This window comes from Cronobacter sp. 153480017-3 (assembly GCF_053627815.1).
In genome coordinates, this window is the sequence record NZ_JBSEYN010000005.1 from 61,021 (window position 1) to 76,933 (window position 15,913).

At 57.5% G+C, this 15,913-nt stretch carries 16 protein-coding genes and 3 tRNA genes; 13 read left to right on the forward strand and 6 right to left on the reverse strand.

The genetic code is table 11. The annotated features are described in order from the left end of the window. Nucleotides 1-19 precede the first annotated feature (19 nt). Together fhuF and ACUW6V_RS12775 are read right to left on the reverse strand one after the other, a co-directional pair. Entirely contained in the window at nt 20-808 is a 789-nt protein-coding gene (fhuF, locus tag ACUW6V_RS12770) for a siderophore-iron reductase FhuF (RefSeq protein ID WP_454038443.1), read from the reverse strand. Nucleotides 809-922: 114 nt separating this feature from the next. Beyond that, on the reverse strand, nt 923-1,990 hold the full coding sequence (locus ACUW6V_RS12775; protein ID WP_105571545.1) for a diguanylate cyclase: 1,068 nt from the start codon (nt 1,988-1,990) through the stop codon (nt 923-925). Nucleotides 1,991-2,186: 196 nt separating this feature from the next. Between ACUW6V_RS12775 and ACUW6V_RS12780 the strand changes: the two genes are divergently transcribed. Continuing rightward, on the forward strand, nt 2,187-2,468 hold the full coding sequence (locus tag ACUW6V_RS12780; protein ID WP_454038444.1) for a DUF1435 domain-containing protein: 282 nt from the start codon (nt 2,187-2,189) through the stop codon (nt 2,466-2,468). Nucleotides 2,469-2,547: 79 nt separating this feature from the next. On the opposite strand, the gene ACUW6V_RS12785 is transcribed toward ACUW6V_RS12780, so the two are convergent. The 4 genes from ACUW6V_RS12785 to rsmC form a co-directional block, all read right to left on the reverse strand. After that, nucleotides 2,548-2,633: transfer RNA gene (locus ACUW6V_RS12785), tRNA-Leu, on the reverse strand. Between the two features lie 30 nt (nt 2,634-2,663). After that, a tRNA-Leu gene (locus ACUW6V_RS12790) sits at nt 2,664-2,749 on the reverse strand. Between the two features lie 32 nt (nt 2,750-2,781). Next, a tRNA-Leu gene (locus ACUW6V_RS12795) sits at nt 2,782-2,867 on the reverse strand. A gap of 130 nt (nt 2,868-2,997) precedes the next feature. After that, nucleotides 2,998-4,026 carry a 16S rRNA (guanine(1207)-N(2))-methyltransferase RsmC gene (gene rsmC / locus ACUW6V_RS12800; protein WP_007866053.1) on the reverse strand — a complete coding sequence of 343 codons (1,029 nt, stop codon included), beginning with the start codon at nt 4,024-4,026 and terminating at the stop codon, nt 2,998-3,000. Between the two features lie 105 nt (nt 4,027-4,131). On the opposite strand from rsmC, the gene ACUW6V_RS12805 reads away from it, so the two are divergent. The 12 genes from ACUW6V_RS12805 to deoB all read left to right on the forward strand — a co-directional run bounded on the left by ACUW6V_RS12805 (nt 4,132) and on the right by deoB (nt 15,895). Further along, nucleotides 4,132-4,542 (forward strand): DNA polymerase III subunit psi, encoded by a 411-nt coding sequence (locus tag ACUW6V_RS12805; protein WP_007866050.1) that lies wholly within the window; start codon nt 4,132-4,134, stop codon nt 4,540-4,542. Continuing rightward, nucleotides 4,517-4,954 carry a ribosomal protein S18-alanine N-acetyltransferase gene (gene rimI, locus ACUW6V_RS12810; protein WP_454038445.1) on the forward strand — a complete coding sequence of 146 codons (438 nt, stop codon included), beginning with the start codon at nt 4,517-4,519 and terminating at the stop codon, nt 4,952-4,954. The genes ACUW6V_RS12805 and rimI overlap by 26 nt, the downstream gene beginning before the upstream one ends. Before the next feature lie 20 nt (nt 4,955-4,974). After that, nucleotides 4,975-5,652 (forward strand): pyrimidine 5'-nucleotidase, encoded by a 678-nt coding sequence (gene yjjG / locus ACUW6V_RS12815; protein WP_007866037.1) that lies wholly within the window; start codon nt 4,975-4,977, stop codon nt 5,650-5,652. Nucleotides 5,653-5,743: 91 nt separating this feature from the next. Next, the gene (gene prfC, locus ACUW6V_RS12820; protein ID WP_004386477.1) at nt 5,744-7,333 is read left to right on the forward strand and encodes a peptide chain release factor 3; all 1,590 of its coding nucleotides are present in this window, start codon (nt 5,744-5,746) and stop codon (nt 7,331-7,333) included. A 407-nt stretch (nt 7,334-7,740) separates the two neighbouring features. After that, nucleotides 7,741-8,355, forward strand: a complete 615-nt coding sequence (osmY, locus tag ACUW6V_RS12825; protein WP_004386476.1) for a molecular chaperone OsmY — start codon at nt 7,741-7,743, stop codon at nt 8,353-8,355. Between the two features lie 127 nt (nt 8,356-8,482). Next, on the forward strand, nt 8,483-8,644 hold the full coding sequence (locus ACUW6V_RS12830; protein WP_002437547.1) for a DUF1328 domain-containing protein: 162 nt from the start codon (nt 8,483-8,485) through the stop codon (nt 8,642-8,644). Between the two features lie 115 nt (nt 8,645-8,759). Next, nucleotides 8,760-9,893 (forward strand): patatin-like phospholipase family protein, encoded by a 1,134-nt coding sequence (locus ACUW6V_RS12835; protein WP_012125839.1) that lies wholly within the window; start codon nt 8,760-8,762, stop codon nt 9,891-9,893. Next, nucleotides 9,890-10,675, forward strand: a complete 786-nt coding sequence (locus ACUW6V_RS12840; RefSeq protein ID WP_004386474.1) for a metal-dependent hydrolase — start codon at nt 9,890-9,892, stop codon at nt 10,673-10,675. Before ACUW6V_RS12835 ends, ACUW6V_RS12840 begins: the two co-directional genes overlap by 4 nt. 123 nt (nt 10,676-10,798) lie before the next feature. Next, nucleotides 10,799-12,076: a NupC/NupG family nucleoside CNT transporter gene (locus tag ACUW6V_RS12845; RefSeq protein ID WP_007847044.1), complete on the forward strand. Its 1,278-nt coding sequence runs from the start codon at nt 10,799-10,801 to the stop codon at nt 12,074-12,076. A 337-nt stretch (nt 12,077-12,413) separates the two neighbouring features. Next, nucleotides 12,414-13,193 carry a deoxyribose-phosphate aldolase gene (gene deoC / locus ACUW6V_RS12850; RefSeq protein WP_007767250.1) on the forward strand — a complete coding sequence of 260 codons (780 nt, stop codon included), beginning with the start codon at nt 12,414-12,416 and terminating at the stop codon, nt 13,191-13,193. Between the two features lie 103 nt (nt 13,194-13,296). Beyond that, the gene (deoA, locus tag ACUW6V_RS12855) at nt 13,297-14,619 is read left to right on the forward strand and encodes a thymidine phosphorylase (RefSeq protein WP_454038446.1); all 1,323 of its coding nucleotides are present in this window, start codon (nt 13,297-13,299) and stop codon (nt 14,617-14,619) included. Nucleotides 14,620-14,671: 52 nt separating this feature from the next. Beyond that, nucleotides 14,672-15,895 carry a phosphopentomutase gene (gene deoB, locus ACUW6V_RS12860; protein ID WP_454038447.1) on the forward strand — a complete coding sequence of 408 codons (1,224 nt, stop codon included), beginning with the start codon at nt 14,672-14,674 and terminating at the stop codon, nt 15,893-15,895. The last annotated feature ends 18 nt before the right edge of the window (nt 15,896-15,913 follow it).

The window sequence follows — 15,913 nt, forward strand, 5'->3', positions numbered from 1 at the left end:
CGGGGAAACCCGCCGTTAACTATTTCAGCGTACAGTCGCCGCACTGCTGCACGTCAGGCAGCTTGTAGCGCTGGCAGCAGGTGCGGCGCACCAGTAGCCCTTCGCGCATAACGACAGTACGAAACAGCGGATTTTCGTCGCCATTAAGCAGTGTCTTTTCGAAAAAGCAGCACTGGCGCAGCGCGCTGACGGTCTCGTCGCCGAGCCACTCGCGCCATTCGCCAAAACACCAGTTAATAAGATAACCGGTGTTACTCCAGATAAGCTTGCCGTTGATATCACCGGAGGTTTCCAGCGCCTCAACGACCGGCGTTATGACCTCCAGCACCAGCTTTTCCAGCCGCTCGCGCGCGGAAAGAGCGGTTGCGCGCGCATCTTCTTTAACGGTCAGATAAAAGCAGGCCGCGCGGCCCGTTTCGTGAAACTCAACGGCGAGATTCTCTTCGTTCAAATCCAGCGCCTGCGGCTGCGTCAACAGCGCCAGCATCAGCGGCGGCACGAGTAGCCCGAGATACCACTGCGCCCAGAGCGATTTCAGCGGCTTATTTTCACGTACCGCGTGCGGCTGATTGCGATAAATATGATCAGAGTAGAGCGCCATTAATGTGGCGAGCGTCGCGGGCTGCGTCCATTCGCGAAAGGAGAGCGCTGCAGAGGGCGGCGTTTCATCCAGCTTCATAATGTCGTGAAAATGCGCGCGGTGCGTCGTAAACGCGTCGCGCAGGCGCAACGCCAGCGTCGATGGCGAACGAGGCAGCGGGGCGCGCCAGAGTAATTCATCAACAGAATGAAGAGAGCGATAAGCCATAGCGTCTGTGAATAGCAAATCTAAATGATAATGATTGCCAATCCTAACTATAGGCAGAAACGAGTGCAAGCAGTTTGACCAGAAAATCGGCGCACCGCAGCGCGCCGACGGTATTCACGCAGCGCGCAGGGCGTCGTGATAAAGGATGTGATTGCGACCCTGATTTTTGGCGGCGTAAAGCGCTTCATCGGCGCGGCGCAGCGCATCTTCAATGTCGTCGTTTTCCAGCGGCGCGATGCCGATGCTCAGCGTGACGTTGGTTGCCACACTCTCGTTGAAAATATGAGGAATGCGCAAATCATACACCCGCTGGCGAATGCGCTCGGCGGTAAGTCGTGCGCTCTTTTCATCCGCCTGCGTCAGGAGCACCATAAATTCCTCACCGCCGTAGCGGGTAACGATATCCCGCGAGCGCACGGCATCGCGGATCGCCGCTGACACCCGCGTCAGCGCCTGATCGCCCATCATATGGCCGTAGTGGTCGTTATAGGCTTTGAAATGGTCGATATCCATCAGCAGAACAAACCGCTGCCCGGCGTCTGGCGAGAGGTTAGCGAAGCGGTTTTCAAAGCCGCGGCGGTTACAAAGGCCGGTAAGTGGGTCCATCATACTGAGATCGTTGAGCGTCGCTTTTTCGTCTATCAGCGTCTGCATCATTTGCCGCGCGAGAATATCGTTGTGCCTGCCAATGAAATGCTGAATAACCAGTCCCATTAACGGTACGGTCAGCGTAAAAGCATAAAATACAGGAGGCTGGACGTTATCAAGCCACAGAACCGTCGAGATTATTGGCAGGCAAAAAGCGATACCTGGCCCGGGCATATTGATAAATGACAGCGCCGTAATAAACAGCGCGCCGAGCAAAGAAATAAGCAGGCACGTGCCATCATGAAACACGCACCACGGGCTTTTCAGCCAGAGATTGACTGACCATAACGCGCCTGTCAGTAGCGCTGTCAGCGTAATTGCTTTCAGGCTGAATGTGCGCGTCCGCGCGTGCAGCAGAAGGGCACCGCAGAGCGCCATCAGGCCCACTGCCGCCCAGGGAATATGCGGGTAAGGAGAGAGCGGATCCACGAGATTAAACAGCGCGGAAAAGAGATTAAGAAACAGAAAGCATTTCAGTGAGAGCTGATATTTTTTTTCCGTCAGGGCTCGCCAGTTATTTGCAGTCATATCCATTGTGACTTATTTAGCGCTATCAGATTTTTATAAAAGCCGGATAAAACAGAGGCTTATTATACCGCGAAACAGGGAGTAAGAATTTTCTTAACCAGGGCGGCTAATTTATCACCTTCATTCTGATATGTCATTAGCTCTTAACTTAAGTAAAGTAGCGCTAAACTCATAATCGCTGACAAATGAGAATTTATATCATATGATATTGTTTATCATTATCGATGCGAGAGGCGAAACGATGTTGTACAGGCGACTGGAAAGTGGTTGGGCCGTCATTTTGCCGGGTGCGGTGGTCGCGATGCTGGCCTGGAAAGAGCTGAGCTGGGAAGCGTGGCGGGTCATTATTGTACTGGCGCTGCTGGCGACCATCGGCATGCTGTATCATCCGCGTCTGCGGCACTATGTGTTGCTGCCATCCTGCATCGCTTTCGCCAGCGGATTAATGCTGATCGTGTCGCATCTGCGTCTGGCGCTGAATTAAAGCAGTACGGAAAATCGTAGAGAAATAACAGGGAATCACGACGAGGAAAAACAGAGGAAATCAGAAGTGATAAAAGAAGTGGTGCGAGGGGGGGGACTTGAACCCCCACGTCCGAAGGACACTAACACCTGAAGCTAGCGCGTCTACCAATTCCGCCACCTTCGCACTGTCTCTTTTATCGTATCGCCATCGCATTGGTGCGAGGGGGGGGACTTGAACCCCCACGTCCGAAGGACACTAACACCTGAAGCTAGCGCGTCTACCAATTCCGCCACCTTCGCGCAGTGCGAGCGATACTTTCTTGCGTGGTCTTTGGTGCGAGGGGGGGGACTTGAACCCCCACGTCCGAAGGACACTAACACCTGAAGCTAGCGCGTCTACCAATTCCGCCACCTTCGCATACCAGCAATACCGGGAAGTATTGCAACCACGGAGGCGCATTCTAGATGTTTTCTGGACTTCGTCAACACTTAATTGCATGCCGCTTTTCCAAATGATGCAAAAAGCGGCATTCGACGCGTGAATACGCTTAACGCTTCGCGTTGCGACCCATTACCGCGCGATAGACCTTAAAGCGCCCGGTCTGCGCCAGCACTTCGTGGTTGCCGAAGGTTTCGTCCAGCACGTTGGGATACGGCAGAAACGCATTCGCCACAATACGCAGCTCGCCGCCGATATTCAGGTGGCGCACAGCGCTGCGAATCAGCGTTTGCGCAGCTTCAAAACTGGTCTCCATGCCATCGTGAAACGGCGGGTTGGAGATAATCATATCGAAGCGGCCTTTGATTTCTGAAAAGACGTTGCTTGCAACCACTTCACCTTCAAAGCCGTTCGCGGCGAGCGTCGCGCGGCTCGCTTCCACCGCTGGCGCGCTCACGTCGCACAGGGTCAGACGCACTTTCGGCGAATGGCTTGCCAGCACTGCGGCCAGCACGCCCGCGCCGCAACCCACGTCCAGCACTTTGCCTTTGGTATGCGGCGAGAGGGTAGAGAGCAGCAGATCGCTGCCGACATCCAGCCCGTCGCGGCTGAAGACGCCCGGCAGGGTTTTGATGGTCAGATCGTCGACCTGGTATTCGCCCCACCAGCCGTCGGCATTGAATTCCGGCTGTTTTTCAAGGCGACCGTGATACAGCCCGCAGCGGCGCGCGCTGTCGACTTTATTAAGCGGGCAGTACGCTTCCAGCATCGCCTCGGCGCTGCGCACGCCGCTGCGGTTTTCGCCGACCACGAAAACATCGGTACCGACCGGCAGCAGCGACAGCAGGTTCATCAGCTGGAACTGGGCTTCCGGTTTGTTTTTCGGCCAGTAGTAGATCAGGGTATCGCTGTCCGCCACGATTTCGGCGTCGGCCACCAGACCATAGCGCGCGTTATCGCCCATCGGCTTGCTCAGCACCTGCCAGTGGTGGAACTGCTGCGTATGCGCGCGGCTTTGCGCGGTGTCAAAACGCGCCGGCAGGTCATCCTGCATATCGCCGGCAAACAGAACGCGGCTTTCGGTAAAATCATCACTGTGGCGCAGCAGAACTTCGCTTGCCGGGGAAAAACCAGACATGAAACACTCCTTCGGAAACTTGAGGGGCGATTATAGTGGTTTGTTGGCGCATGTTCGACGGATTTGCTATATTTGCGGCCCTTCGGCACTGATTCAGGCATTCCTATGACATCCCGACGAGACTGGCGATTACAGCAACTGGGCATTACCCAGTGGGTATTGCGTCGCCCCGCCGCGCTGCTGGGGGAAATCGCCATTGTGCTGCCTTCTCATATTCGCCTGGTCATGGTGGCCGCCGAGCCGCCGCCGCTCACGCAGCCCTTTATAAAAGATGTGCTGCGCGCGCTGGCGCTTGATGCCGACCAGGTGATGCAGTTAACCCCCGATCGCGTGGCGATGCTGCATGACGCCCACTGCAACAGCTGGTGTCTGGGCGTGGATGCGCCGCCTGAGCTGCCCGGTGCCCGGCTGGTGACGCCGGGGCTGGAAACGTTACAGCGCAGCGGCCCGGCGCGCGCCGATCTCTGGCAACAAATTTGCGAGCACGAAGATGATTTCCTTACTGCAGAGCGCTGATCTGCCGGCGGCTTTCGCGATTGAACAGCGGGCCCATGCGTTTCCCTGGAGCGAAAAAACGTTCGCCAGCAACCAGGGCGAGCGCTATCTGAATCTGCGTCTGGATGTCGACGGCAAAATGGCCGCCTTCGCGATTACCCAGGTCGTGCTGGATGAAGCCACGCTGTTTAATATCGCGGTCGACCCGACGTTTCAGCGCCGCGGCCTGGGCCGTGCGCTGCTGGAACATCTTATCGAGGCGCTTGAGGCGCGCGACGTGCTGACGCTGTGGCTCGAAGTGCGCGCCTCCAACCACGCGGCGCGCGCCCTCTATGAAAGCCTGGGCTTTAACGAGGCGACGATTCGCCGCAACTATTACCCGACGTCCGACGGGCGCGAAGACGCCATTATCATGGCGCTACCGTTGGGCTGATAATCAAGAAAGGTGACGTAATGAAGTGGGACTGGATTCTTTTTGACGCTGACGAAACGCTGTTTACTTTCGACGCCTTTGGCGGCCTGCAGCGCATGTTCCTGGACTACAGCGTGACGTTCACCGAGCAGGATTTTCACGAATATCAGGCCGTGAATAAACCGCTGTGGGTCGATTACCAGAACGGCGCTATCAGCGCGTTACAGTTGCAACACCAGCGTTTTCAGGGCTGGGCCGACCGTCTGAGCGTGCCGGCAGGCGATCTGAACAGCGCCTTTTTGAACGCGATGGCGGAGATCTGCGCGCCGCTGCCGGGTGCCGCGTCGCTGCTGGCGTCGCTTAAGGGCAAAGTCAAACTGGGCATCATTACCAACGGCTTTACGGCGCTACAGCAGATCCGTCTTGAGCGCACCGGTTTTCGCGACTATTTTGATTTACTGGTTATCTCCGAACAGGTCGGCGTGGCGAAACCCGCCCCGGAAATCTTCGACTATGCGCTGGAGAAAATGGGCAACCCCGATCGCTCCCGCGTGCTGATGGTGGGCGACACGGCGGAATCCGATATTCTGGGCGGCATCAACGCCGGGCTCGCGACCTGCTGGCTCAACCACCACGGCCGCACGCTGCCGGAAGATATCGCCCCGACCTGGCAGGTCACCTCGTTAAGCGAACTGGAGCAGCTGCTGTGTAAACAATGATTGTCTGACCCTGGCAGATGGGTAAAATAGCCGCATTTTTCGCTCACTCGCCGCGTGGTGCCTGGCCGCGCGCTTACACAGAAGATTGATTATGACGTTGTCTCCTTATTTGCAAGAGGTGGCCAAGCGCCGCACTTTTGCCATTATCTCGCACCCGGACGCCGGTAAAACGACGATCACTGAAAAGGTGCTGCTGTTCGGACAGGCGATTCAGGTCGCCGGTACGGTAAAAGGGCGTGGCTCCAGCCAGCATGCGAAATCTGACTGGATGGAGATGGAAAAGCAGCGCGGGATCTCTATTACCACCTCCGTGATGCAGTTCCCTTACCATGACTGTCTCGTTAATCTGCTGGATACCCCCGGCCACGAAGACTTCTCGGAAGATACCTACCGCACGCTGACGGCGGTGGACTGCTGCCTGATGGTTATCGACGCCGCGAAAGGCGTTGAGGATCGCACCCGTAAGCTGATGGAAGTTACCCGTCTGCGCGACACGCCGATCCTGACCTTTATGAACAAACTCGACCGTGACATCCGCGATCCGATGGAGCTGCTGGATGAAGTGGAAAACGAGCTGAAAATCGCCTGTGCGCCGATCACCTGGCCGATTGGCTGCGGCAAACTCTTTAAAGGCGTTTACCACCTTTATAATGACGAAACCTACCTGTACCAGACCGGTCAGGGCCATACCATTCAGGAAGTCCGCATCGTTAAAGGGCTGGACAACCCGGAGCTGGATCAGGCCGTGGGCGACGAGCTGGCCGCGCAGTTGCGCGACGAGCTGGAGCTGGTGAAAGGCGCTTCGCATGAGTTTGACCGCGAGCTGTTCCTGAGCGGTGAAATCACGCCGGTGTTCTTCGGGACCGCGCTTGGTAACTTCGGCGTCGATCACATGCTGGATGGCCTGGTGGAGTGGGCGCCTGCGCCGATGCCGCGCCAGACCGACGGCCGCGTGGTGGAAGCGAGCGAAGAGAAGTTCTCCGGTTTCGTGTTTAAAATTCAGGCCAACATGGACCCGAAACACCGCGACCGCGTGGCATTTATGCGCGTGGTGTCCGGTAAATATGAAAAAGGCATGAAGCTGCGCCAGGTGCGTACCGGTAAAGATGTGGTTATCTCCGACGCGCTGACCTTTATGGCGGGCGACCGTTCGCATGTCGAAGAGGCGTATCCGGGCGATATCATCGGTCTGCACAACCACGGCACGATTCAGATCGGCGACACCTTCACGCAGGGTGAAAGCATGAAGTTCACCGGTATCCCGAACTTCGCCCCGGAACTGTTCCGCCGTATCCGCCTGAAAGACCCGCTCAAGCAGAAACAGCTGCTGAAAGGGCTGGTTCAGCTCTCAGAAGAGGGCGCAGTGCAGGTGTTCCGTCCGCTCTCCAACAACGATCTGATCGTGGGGGCGGTGGGTGTGCTGCAGTTTGATGTCGTCATGTCGCGCCTTAAGAGCGAATACAGCGTTGAGGCGATTTACGAATCGGTCAACGTGGCGACAGCCCGCTGGGTGGAGTGTGACGACGCGAAGAAATTCGAAGAGTTCAAGCGTAAAAACGAGGTTCAACTGGCGCTGGATGGCGGCGACAACCTGACGTATATCGCCCCGACCATGGTCAACCTTAACCTCACGCAGGAGCGTTACCCGGACGTCACCTTCCGTAAAACGCGCGAGCACTAATCCCCTTCAGGACGCGGCAAAGCCGCGTCCTGCCTCGTTTCCCCGCCTTTTTTCCGCCATGCGGAATGTTCTTAAATTCCTGCTTTCTCAGCTGTTTTGGCGATTTTTCCCGCCGATGCCCAGGCGTTTTTGCGAAGCTGATCTATATTTAACAATGTGATGACAACGTCGTCGGGATGAAATGCCGCTAAGCGCTTCTCATCCGGTGATTCATCATCATAAACGTTATTATTGCCATATTAATAACTGAGTTTTCGCAACGCGACGGCTGTCTGACTGACCCATCTGACGATGCCTTGCCGGCGCGGCGCGAATAACTCATCAGCGGTGCTTATGCCTGCTGTTAGGAAAGCCGCTGACGTGGCGGCTTGCGGCTCAAATTCTGAGCAAACTACAGGAACGAATCGATGAACAAGACTAAGATTTCAAAAACTCTGCTGGCTGTTGTATTGGGTTCTGTCATGGCGTCCTCTTCTGCATTCGCAGAGAACTCCGCCGTTGAAAGCACCAAATCTACCGCGGATAGCGCAGGGCAAAAAATCGATAGCTCTATGAATAAAGTCGGTAACTTCATGGACGATAGCGCCATCACCGCTAAAGTTAAAGCGGCGCTGGTAGATGACGAACAGATTAAGAGCACCGACATCTCTGTTAAAACCGAGAAAAGCGTTGTAACGCTGAGCGGCTTTGTTGAAAGCCAGGCTCAGGCCGAGGAAGCGGTGAAAATCGCCAAAGGCGTTGAAGGCGTTACTTCTGTCAGCGACAAGCTGCACGTACGCGACGGTAAAGACAAGTCGGTGAAAGGTTATGCGGGTGACGCGGCCACCACCAGCGAAATCAAAGCGAAACTGCTGGCGGATGACATCGTTCCTTCGCGTAATGTGAAAGTCGAAACCACCGACGGTGTGGTGCAGCTTTCCGGTCACGTCGAGTCTGAAAAACAGTCTCAGCGCGCTGAAAGCATCGCAAAAGCAGTTGATGGCGTGAAAAGCGTCAAAAACGATCTAAAAGTGAAGTCGTAACAGGCAAGCCCCTCTCCCGGTTTGCGCCGGGAGGGAAGGTAAGCACTATCAGCTGGATGACACCGCCAGTGGACGCTGCGTTCATTAAGAAGCGGTATAAAGATTAACTATGGTAAAGGAGAGTCTTATGTTTCGTTGGGGCATTATCTTTCTGGTTATCGCGTTGATTGCGGCCGCTCTGGGCTTTGGTGGCCTGGCAGGTACCGCAGCAGGCGCAGCGAAAATCGTATTTGTTGTGGGTATTATTCTGTTCCTGGTTAGCCTTTTTATGGGCCGTCGACGCCCATAGTGTGATAAAAAGATAACTGACAGACGGCAAAGCCAGTCCCTGTGACTGGCTTTGCTGGTTTATGGCACCGAAAAACGTTCGCGCGGCGCGCGACGGATAACAACAGGAAAGCAGGGTGGGACAACGTATTCCCGTAACGCCGGGCAGCATAGCGCCGCTGGCGGTAAAACCGTTTCGTCCCGGTAAGCTGGCTATCGTCTGTGAAGGTGGCGGTCAGCGCGGGATCTTTACTGCCGGCGTGCTGGACGAATTCATGCGCGCGCAATTCAACCCGTTCGACTTCTTTCTCGGCACCTCTGCCGGGGCGCAAAACCTCTCAGCCTACGTCTGTAACCAGCCCGGTTACGCCCGGCGCGTCATTACCCGCTTTACCACCTCTCGCGATTTCTTTGACCCGGTGCGCTTTGTGCGCGGCGGTAATCTTATCGACCTCGACTGGCTGACCGAGGCCACGTCTGCGCGTATGCCGCTCAATATGGGCAACGCGATGCGGCTCTTTGACAACGGCAAAGCGTTTTATATGTGCGCCTGCCGCCGTGATGACTACTCGCCTGGCTATTTCGCGCCGCAGGAGAGCAACTGGCTGGAGATTGTTCGCGCCTCTAGTGCTATTCCGGGTTTTTACCGGCCTGGCGTCGATATCGACGGCGTAAACTATTTTGACGGCGGCGTGAGCGATGCGATCCCGGTGCGCGAGGCGGCGCGCCTCGGTGCCACGACGCTTGTCGTTATCCGCACAGTACCGTCGCAGATGTACTACACGCCGCAGTGGTTTAAGCGTATGGAGCGCTGGTTGACCGACAGCAGCCTGCAGCCGCTGCTCAATCTGGTGCAGCACCACGAAAAAACCTACCGCGAGATTCAGGAATTTATCGAAAACCCGCCTGGCAAACTGCGCGTTTTTGAAATCTCTCCGCCCCGCGCGCTGACCAGCATGGCGCTTGGCAGCCGGCTTCCGGCGCTGATGGAAGATTACAAACTGGGCCGTCTGTGCGGGCGCTATTTCCTGGCCACCGTCGGCAAACTGCTGGTGAACAAACCGCCGCTGCGCCGTTACGGTACGCGCCCTGTGCTGCCGGTGGCTGAACCGGCCGCGGTTGCCGCGGCGGCTGAGGTGCTGGCGCCTGTCGTACCGGAAACCACCATCGTGGTGCCGCCGGCGACCGTCGCTAACGACGCGCTGGACGCGCCGCTGGTCAAAACCGAGCAGGCGAACGACGCGACGTTCAGCGATGAGGATCTGGCATGACGCGGCGCTTTATCGACACCCACTGCCATTTCGATTTCCCGCCGTTTACCGGTACCGAGGCTGAAAGCCTGGCGCAGGCGGCGTCGGCAGGCGTTGAGCACATCATTGTGCCTGCGGTGGAAGCTGCGCGCTTCGCGACGGTACTGGAGCTTGCCGCGCGCTATCCGGCGCTGTGGGCGGCCATCGGTTTGCATCCGATTGTCATCGGCAACCATAACGACGCGAGCCTCGCGCTGCTGGAGCATCATCTGCAACAGCAGGCGGACAAACTGGTGGCGATAGGCGAGATCGGGCTCGATCTCTATATGGAAAACCCGCTGTTTGAGCGCCAGGAAGCGATACTCGACGCCCAGTTGCGGCTCGCGAAACGCTATGATCTGCCGGTGATCCTGCACTCGCGCCGCACGCACGATAAGCTCGCGATGCATCTTAAGCGCCACGCGCTGCCCTGTACCGGCGTGGTGCACGGCTTCGCGGGCAGCCTGCAACAGGCGCAACGCTTTGTGGATCTCGGCTACCGCATCGGCGTCGGCGGTACGATTACCTACCCGCGCGCGCAAAAGACGCGCGACGTCATCGCGAAGCTGCCGCTGTCTGCGCTGCTGCTGGAAACTGACGCGCCCGATATGCCGCTGAACGGCTGGCAGGGGCAACCAAACCGGCCCGAGCGCGTTAACGGCGTGTTTGACGTTCTCTGCGAACTGCGCCCCGAGCCGCCGGACGTTATCGCTCATACCCTCTTTGAAAACACCCGCGCGCTGTTTCCGCGCCTCAAAATGTGACCCACTGTCCACGCTTGTTTAAAAAAGCGTAAAGCGTCTGGATTTCAACAGATTCCCTGTCGTTAAATCGCGCCGCCTGCCTGCGCGGGACAACATAATTCACTCATATCTCAGGGATACTGTATGCAAATATTGATGGGCCTGGTGGGAATGCTGGCGCTGCTTCTCATCGCGGTCGCACTCTCCAGTAACAGAAAGGCGATTAATCTTCGCACCGTCGTGGGTGCATGGCTGATTCAGGTTGCTATCGGCGCGCTGGTGCTCTACGTGCCCGCCGGGCGCAAAGTGCTGCTGGCGATGTCTGAAGGCGTGGCGAATGTCATCGCTTACGGCAATGACGGCATCTCGTTCCTTTTTGGCGGGCTGGTGTCCGACAAAATGTTTGAGGTGTTCGGCGGCGGCGGGTTTATCTTCGCGCTGCGCGTTCTGCCGGTTATCGTCTTTTTCTCCTCGCTTATCGCGGTGCTCTATTATCTCGGCATCATGCAACTGGTGATCCGCCTGCTGGGCGGCGCGTTGCGTAAAGTGCTGAAAACCTCCCGTACCGAATCGCTCTCGGCGACCGCCAATATTTTTGTCGGCCAGACCGAAGCGCCGCTCGTGGTGCGCCCGTATATCGCCACGATGACCCGCTCTGAACTCTTTGCCGTGATGTGCGGCGGCCTGGCGTCGGTGGCAGGCTCAGTACTGGCGGGCTATGCCCAGATGGGCGTACCGCTGGAATACCTGATTGCCGCATCCTTTATGGCAGCCCCTGGCGGTCTGCTGTTCGCCAAAATCATTATTCCGGAGACGGAAACCCCGCACGACGCGCCGCAGCTCGATACCACGCAGCGCGATCCCGACAGTCCGTCGAACGTGCTGGACGCCGCCGCCTCCGGTGCGTCCGCCGGGATGCAGCTGGCGCTTAACGTCGGCGCGATGCTGCTGGCGTTTGTGGCGCTTATCGCCCTGCTGAACGGCATGCTCTCGGGTATCGGCGGCTGGTTTAATCACCCGGAATTGTCGCTGCAGCTGATCCTCGGCTGGCTGTTCTCGCCGGTGGCGTGGCTGATTGGCGTGCCGTGGGATGAGGCGATGGTCGCGGGCTCGTTTATCGGCCAGAAGCTCATCATTAACGAATTCGTGGCATATATGAATTTCGGCGAATACCTGAAAGAGGACGCGTTAGTCGCGGCGGCGGGCTTGCAGGTGCTCTCTGATCACACCAAAGCGATTATCTCTTTCGCGCTGTGCGGATTTGCTAACCTTTCCTCTATCGCCATCCTGATTGGCGGGCTGGGCAGCATGGCACCCAACCGCCGCCACGAAGTCGCGCAGCTCGGGCTTAAGGCCGTAGCGGCCGGTACGCTCTCTAACCTGATGAGCGCGACGATTGCCGGACTGTTTCTCGCGCTGTAGCAGGATGTGAGAATGTTATTATTTTCACATTTTCGGTGATATTCAGGCTGGCGTCGCGCCAGCCTTTTTTATTTCCGGCGCACGATTCCGACTGTCATAATGTTGTGTTAATCACATATAATGGCGCAAAGTATGCAATGATGACTTTGCAATTTGTGAAACAAGGCACAAAAACATCCTGCCTGTCGGTGTTAGAATTTTAACATTGATGGCAATGATGTGCGGTGAGACGGATCTCAGCGTGACGGCGGATGACGCCGCTCTTCTTCACGGAACCACGACCGCTCCAACGTGTTGAGTTTCTCACCCGAGATGCATTTTTTAGTTGGAGAAAGTTATGACCGATTTAACCAAAAGCAGCCTGCGTGCGCTGCAACTGATGGACCTCACCACCCTGAATGACGACGACACCAATGAAAAAGTGATCGCCTTATGTCATCAGGCCAAAACCCCGGTGGGCAACACCGCCGCGGTCTGTATTTACCCGCGCTTTATCCCGATCGCCCGTAAGACGCTGAACGAGCAGGGGACGCCGGATATCCGTATCGCCACCGTCACCAACTTCCCGCATGGCAACGACGATATAGATATCGCGCTGGCGGAAACCCGTGCGGCGATCGCCTATGGCGCAGACGAAGTGGACGTGGTTTTCCCGTATCGCGCGCTGATGGCGGGCAACGAGCAGGTGGGCTTTGATCTGGTGAAAGCCTGTAAAGACGCCTGCGCGGCGGCGAATGTACTGCTGAAAGTGATTATCGAAACCGGCGAGCTGAAAGAAGAAGCCCTGATCCGCAAGGCGTCTGAAATCTCCATCAAAGCGGGTGCCGATTTCATCAAAACCTCAACCGGTAAAGTGCCGGTGAACGCGACGCCGGAAAGCGCCCGCATCATGCTGGAAGTGATCCGCGATATGGGCGTGGCGAAAACCGTAGGCTTTAAACCGGCTGGCGGCGTGCGCACGGCGGAAGATGCGGCCAAATATCTGGCGGTCGCTGATGAGCTGCTGGGTGCCGACTGGGCCGATGCCCGTCACTACCGCTTTGGCGCGTCCAGCCTGCTGGCGAGCCTGCTTCAGGCGCTCGGCCACGGCGACGGCAAAAGCGCCAGCAGCTACTAAGTCACGTTGTGCCTGATGGCGCTTCGCCCATCAGGCCGACTGAATCACCGGGCGGGAGCTTCGCGTGACCCGCCATCGTTCTTCCTTATTCACGGGGGGTACCGTGTTCCTCGCTCAAGAAATTATTCGTAAAAAGCGCGACGGCCATGCGCTCAGCGACGAAGAGATCCGCTTTTTTATTAACGGCATTCGCGATAACACTGTGTCCGAAGGCCAGATCGCCGCGCTGGCGATGACGATTTTCTTTCACGACATGACCATGCCGGAGCGAGTCTCGCTGACGATGGCGATGCGCGATTCCGGCACCGTGCTGGACTGGAAAAGCCTGAACCTCAACGGCCCGGTCGTGGATAAACACTCCACCGGCGGCGTGGGCGACGTGACCTCGCTGATGCTGGGTCCGATGGTGGCGGCGTGCGGCGGTTACATTCCGATGATTTCCGGGCGCGGGCTGGGCCACACCGGCGGCACCCTCGATAAACTGGAAGCGATCCCGGGGTTTGATATTTTCCCGGATGACAATCGCTTTCGCGACATTATTAAAAACGTCGGCGTGGCGATAATTGGCCAGACCAACTCGCTGGCACCGGCGGATAAACGCTTCTATGCCACGCGTGATATCACCGCGACCGTCGATTCTATTCCGCTGATCACTGCCTCGATCCTCGCGAAAAAACTCGCCGAAGGGCTGGACGCGCTGGTGATGGACGTGAAAGTGGGCAGCGGGGCGTTCATGCCGACTTATGCGCTCTCTGAAGAGCTGGCGCAGGCGATCGTTGGCGTGGCGAACGGTGCGGGTGTGCGCACGACCGCGCTGCTGACCGATATGAACGAAGTGCTGGCATCCAGCGCCGGTAACGCGGTGGAAGTGCGTGAAGCGGTGCGGTTCCTGACCGGCGATTACCGCAACCCGCGTCTGCTGGAAGTGACGATGGCGCTGTGCGTCGAGATGCTGCTCTCCGGCGGGCTTGCGAAAGACGAGACAGAAGCGCGCGCGAAGCTGCAACAGGTGCTGGACAGCGGCCAGGCGGCGGAGATTTTCGGGCGTATGGTGGCCGCGCAAAGCGGCCCGGCGGATTTTGTCGACAACTACGAGCGCTACCTGCCCGCGGCCACGCTCAGCAAAGCGGTTTATGCCGACCGTTCCGGCTTTGTCACGCAAATGGATACCCGCGCGCTCGGTATGGCGGTTGTGGCTATGGGCGGCGGTCGCCGTCAGGCGTCCGACAGCATTGATTACAGCGTCGGCCTGACCGATATGGCGCGCCTCGGCGAACAGGTTGACGGCGAGCGTCCGCTGGCCATCATCCACGCGAAGAGCGAAGCGAGCTGGCAGGAAGCGGCGGCGGCCGTTAAAGCGGCCATCAACGTTGACGATACGGCGGCGAAAACGTCACCGGTTGTCTATCGCAGAATCAGTGAATAAGTGGCATACTGATCTGATCACTTTTTTACAGCGCAATAGGTACGGAGAAAATATGAAACGTGCATTTATTATGGTGCTGGACTCCTTTGGTATTGGCGCGACAGAAGACGCGGAACGCTTTGGCGACGCGGGTTCTGACACACTTGGCCACATTGCCGAGGCCTGCGCCAAAGGTGAAGCAGACATCGGCCGTAAAGGCCCGCTGCATCTGCCGAATCTGACGAAGCTGGGCCTTGCAAAAGCGCATGAAGGCGCCACTGGCTTTATTCCTGCCGGTATGGACGGCAACACGGAAATCACCGGCGCGTACGCCTGGGCGCATGAGCTTTCCTCCGGTAAAGACACGCCGTCAGGCCACTGGGAAATCGCCGGTGTGCCGGTGCTGTTCGACTGGGGCTATTTCACCGACGAGAAAAACAGCTTCCCGCAGGAACTGCTCGACAAACTGGTGGAGCGCGCGAATCTGCCGGGCTATCTCGGTAACTGCCACTCCTCGGGCACGGTGATTCTGGACGAGCTGGGCGAAGAGCATATGAAAACCGGCAAGCCGATTTTCTACACCTCCGCTGACTCCGTCTTCCAGATTGCCTGCCATGAAGAGACGTTCGGCCTGGACCGCCTCTATGAGCTGTGCGAAATCGCGCGTGAAGAGCTGACCGAAGGCGGCTACAACATTGGCCGCGTTATCGCGCGTCCGTTTGTCGGCGACAAAGCGGGCAACTTCCAGCGTACCGGCAACCGTCACGACCTGGCCGTTGAGCCGCCGTCGCCGGTCGTGCTGAAAAAGCTGGTGGACGAGAAGGGCGGTCACGTGGTGTCTGTCGGTAAAATCGCAGATATCTACGCCAACATGGGCATCACTAAAAAAGTGAAAGCCACCGGCCTTGACGCGCTGTTTGACGCCACCATCAAAGAGATGAAAGAAGCGGGCGACAACACCATCGTCTTCACCAACTTCGTGGACTTTGACTCCTCCTGGGGCCATCGCCGCGATGTCGCGGGCTACGCGGCCGGGCTTGAGCTGTTTGACCGCCGTCTGCCGGAGCTGCTGGAGCTGGTCGGCGAAGATGACATTATCATCTTTACCGCTGACCACGGCTGTGACCCGACCTGGAAAGGCACCGATCACACCCGTGAGCACATTCCGGTGCTGGTCTACGGCCCGAAAGTGAAACCGGGCTCGCTTGGCCACCGCGATACCTTTGCTGATATCGGCCAGACCGTCGCCAAATACTTTGGCCTGTCTGACATGGAATACGGCAAAGCTTTATTTTAACTGACGATAGTCAGTTGC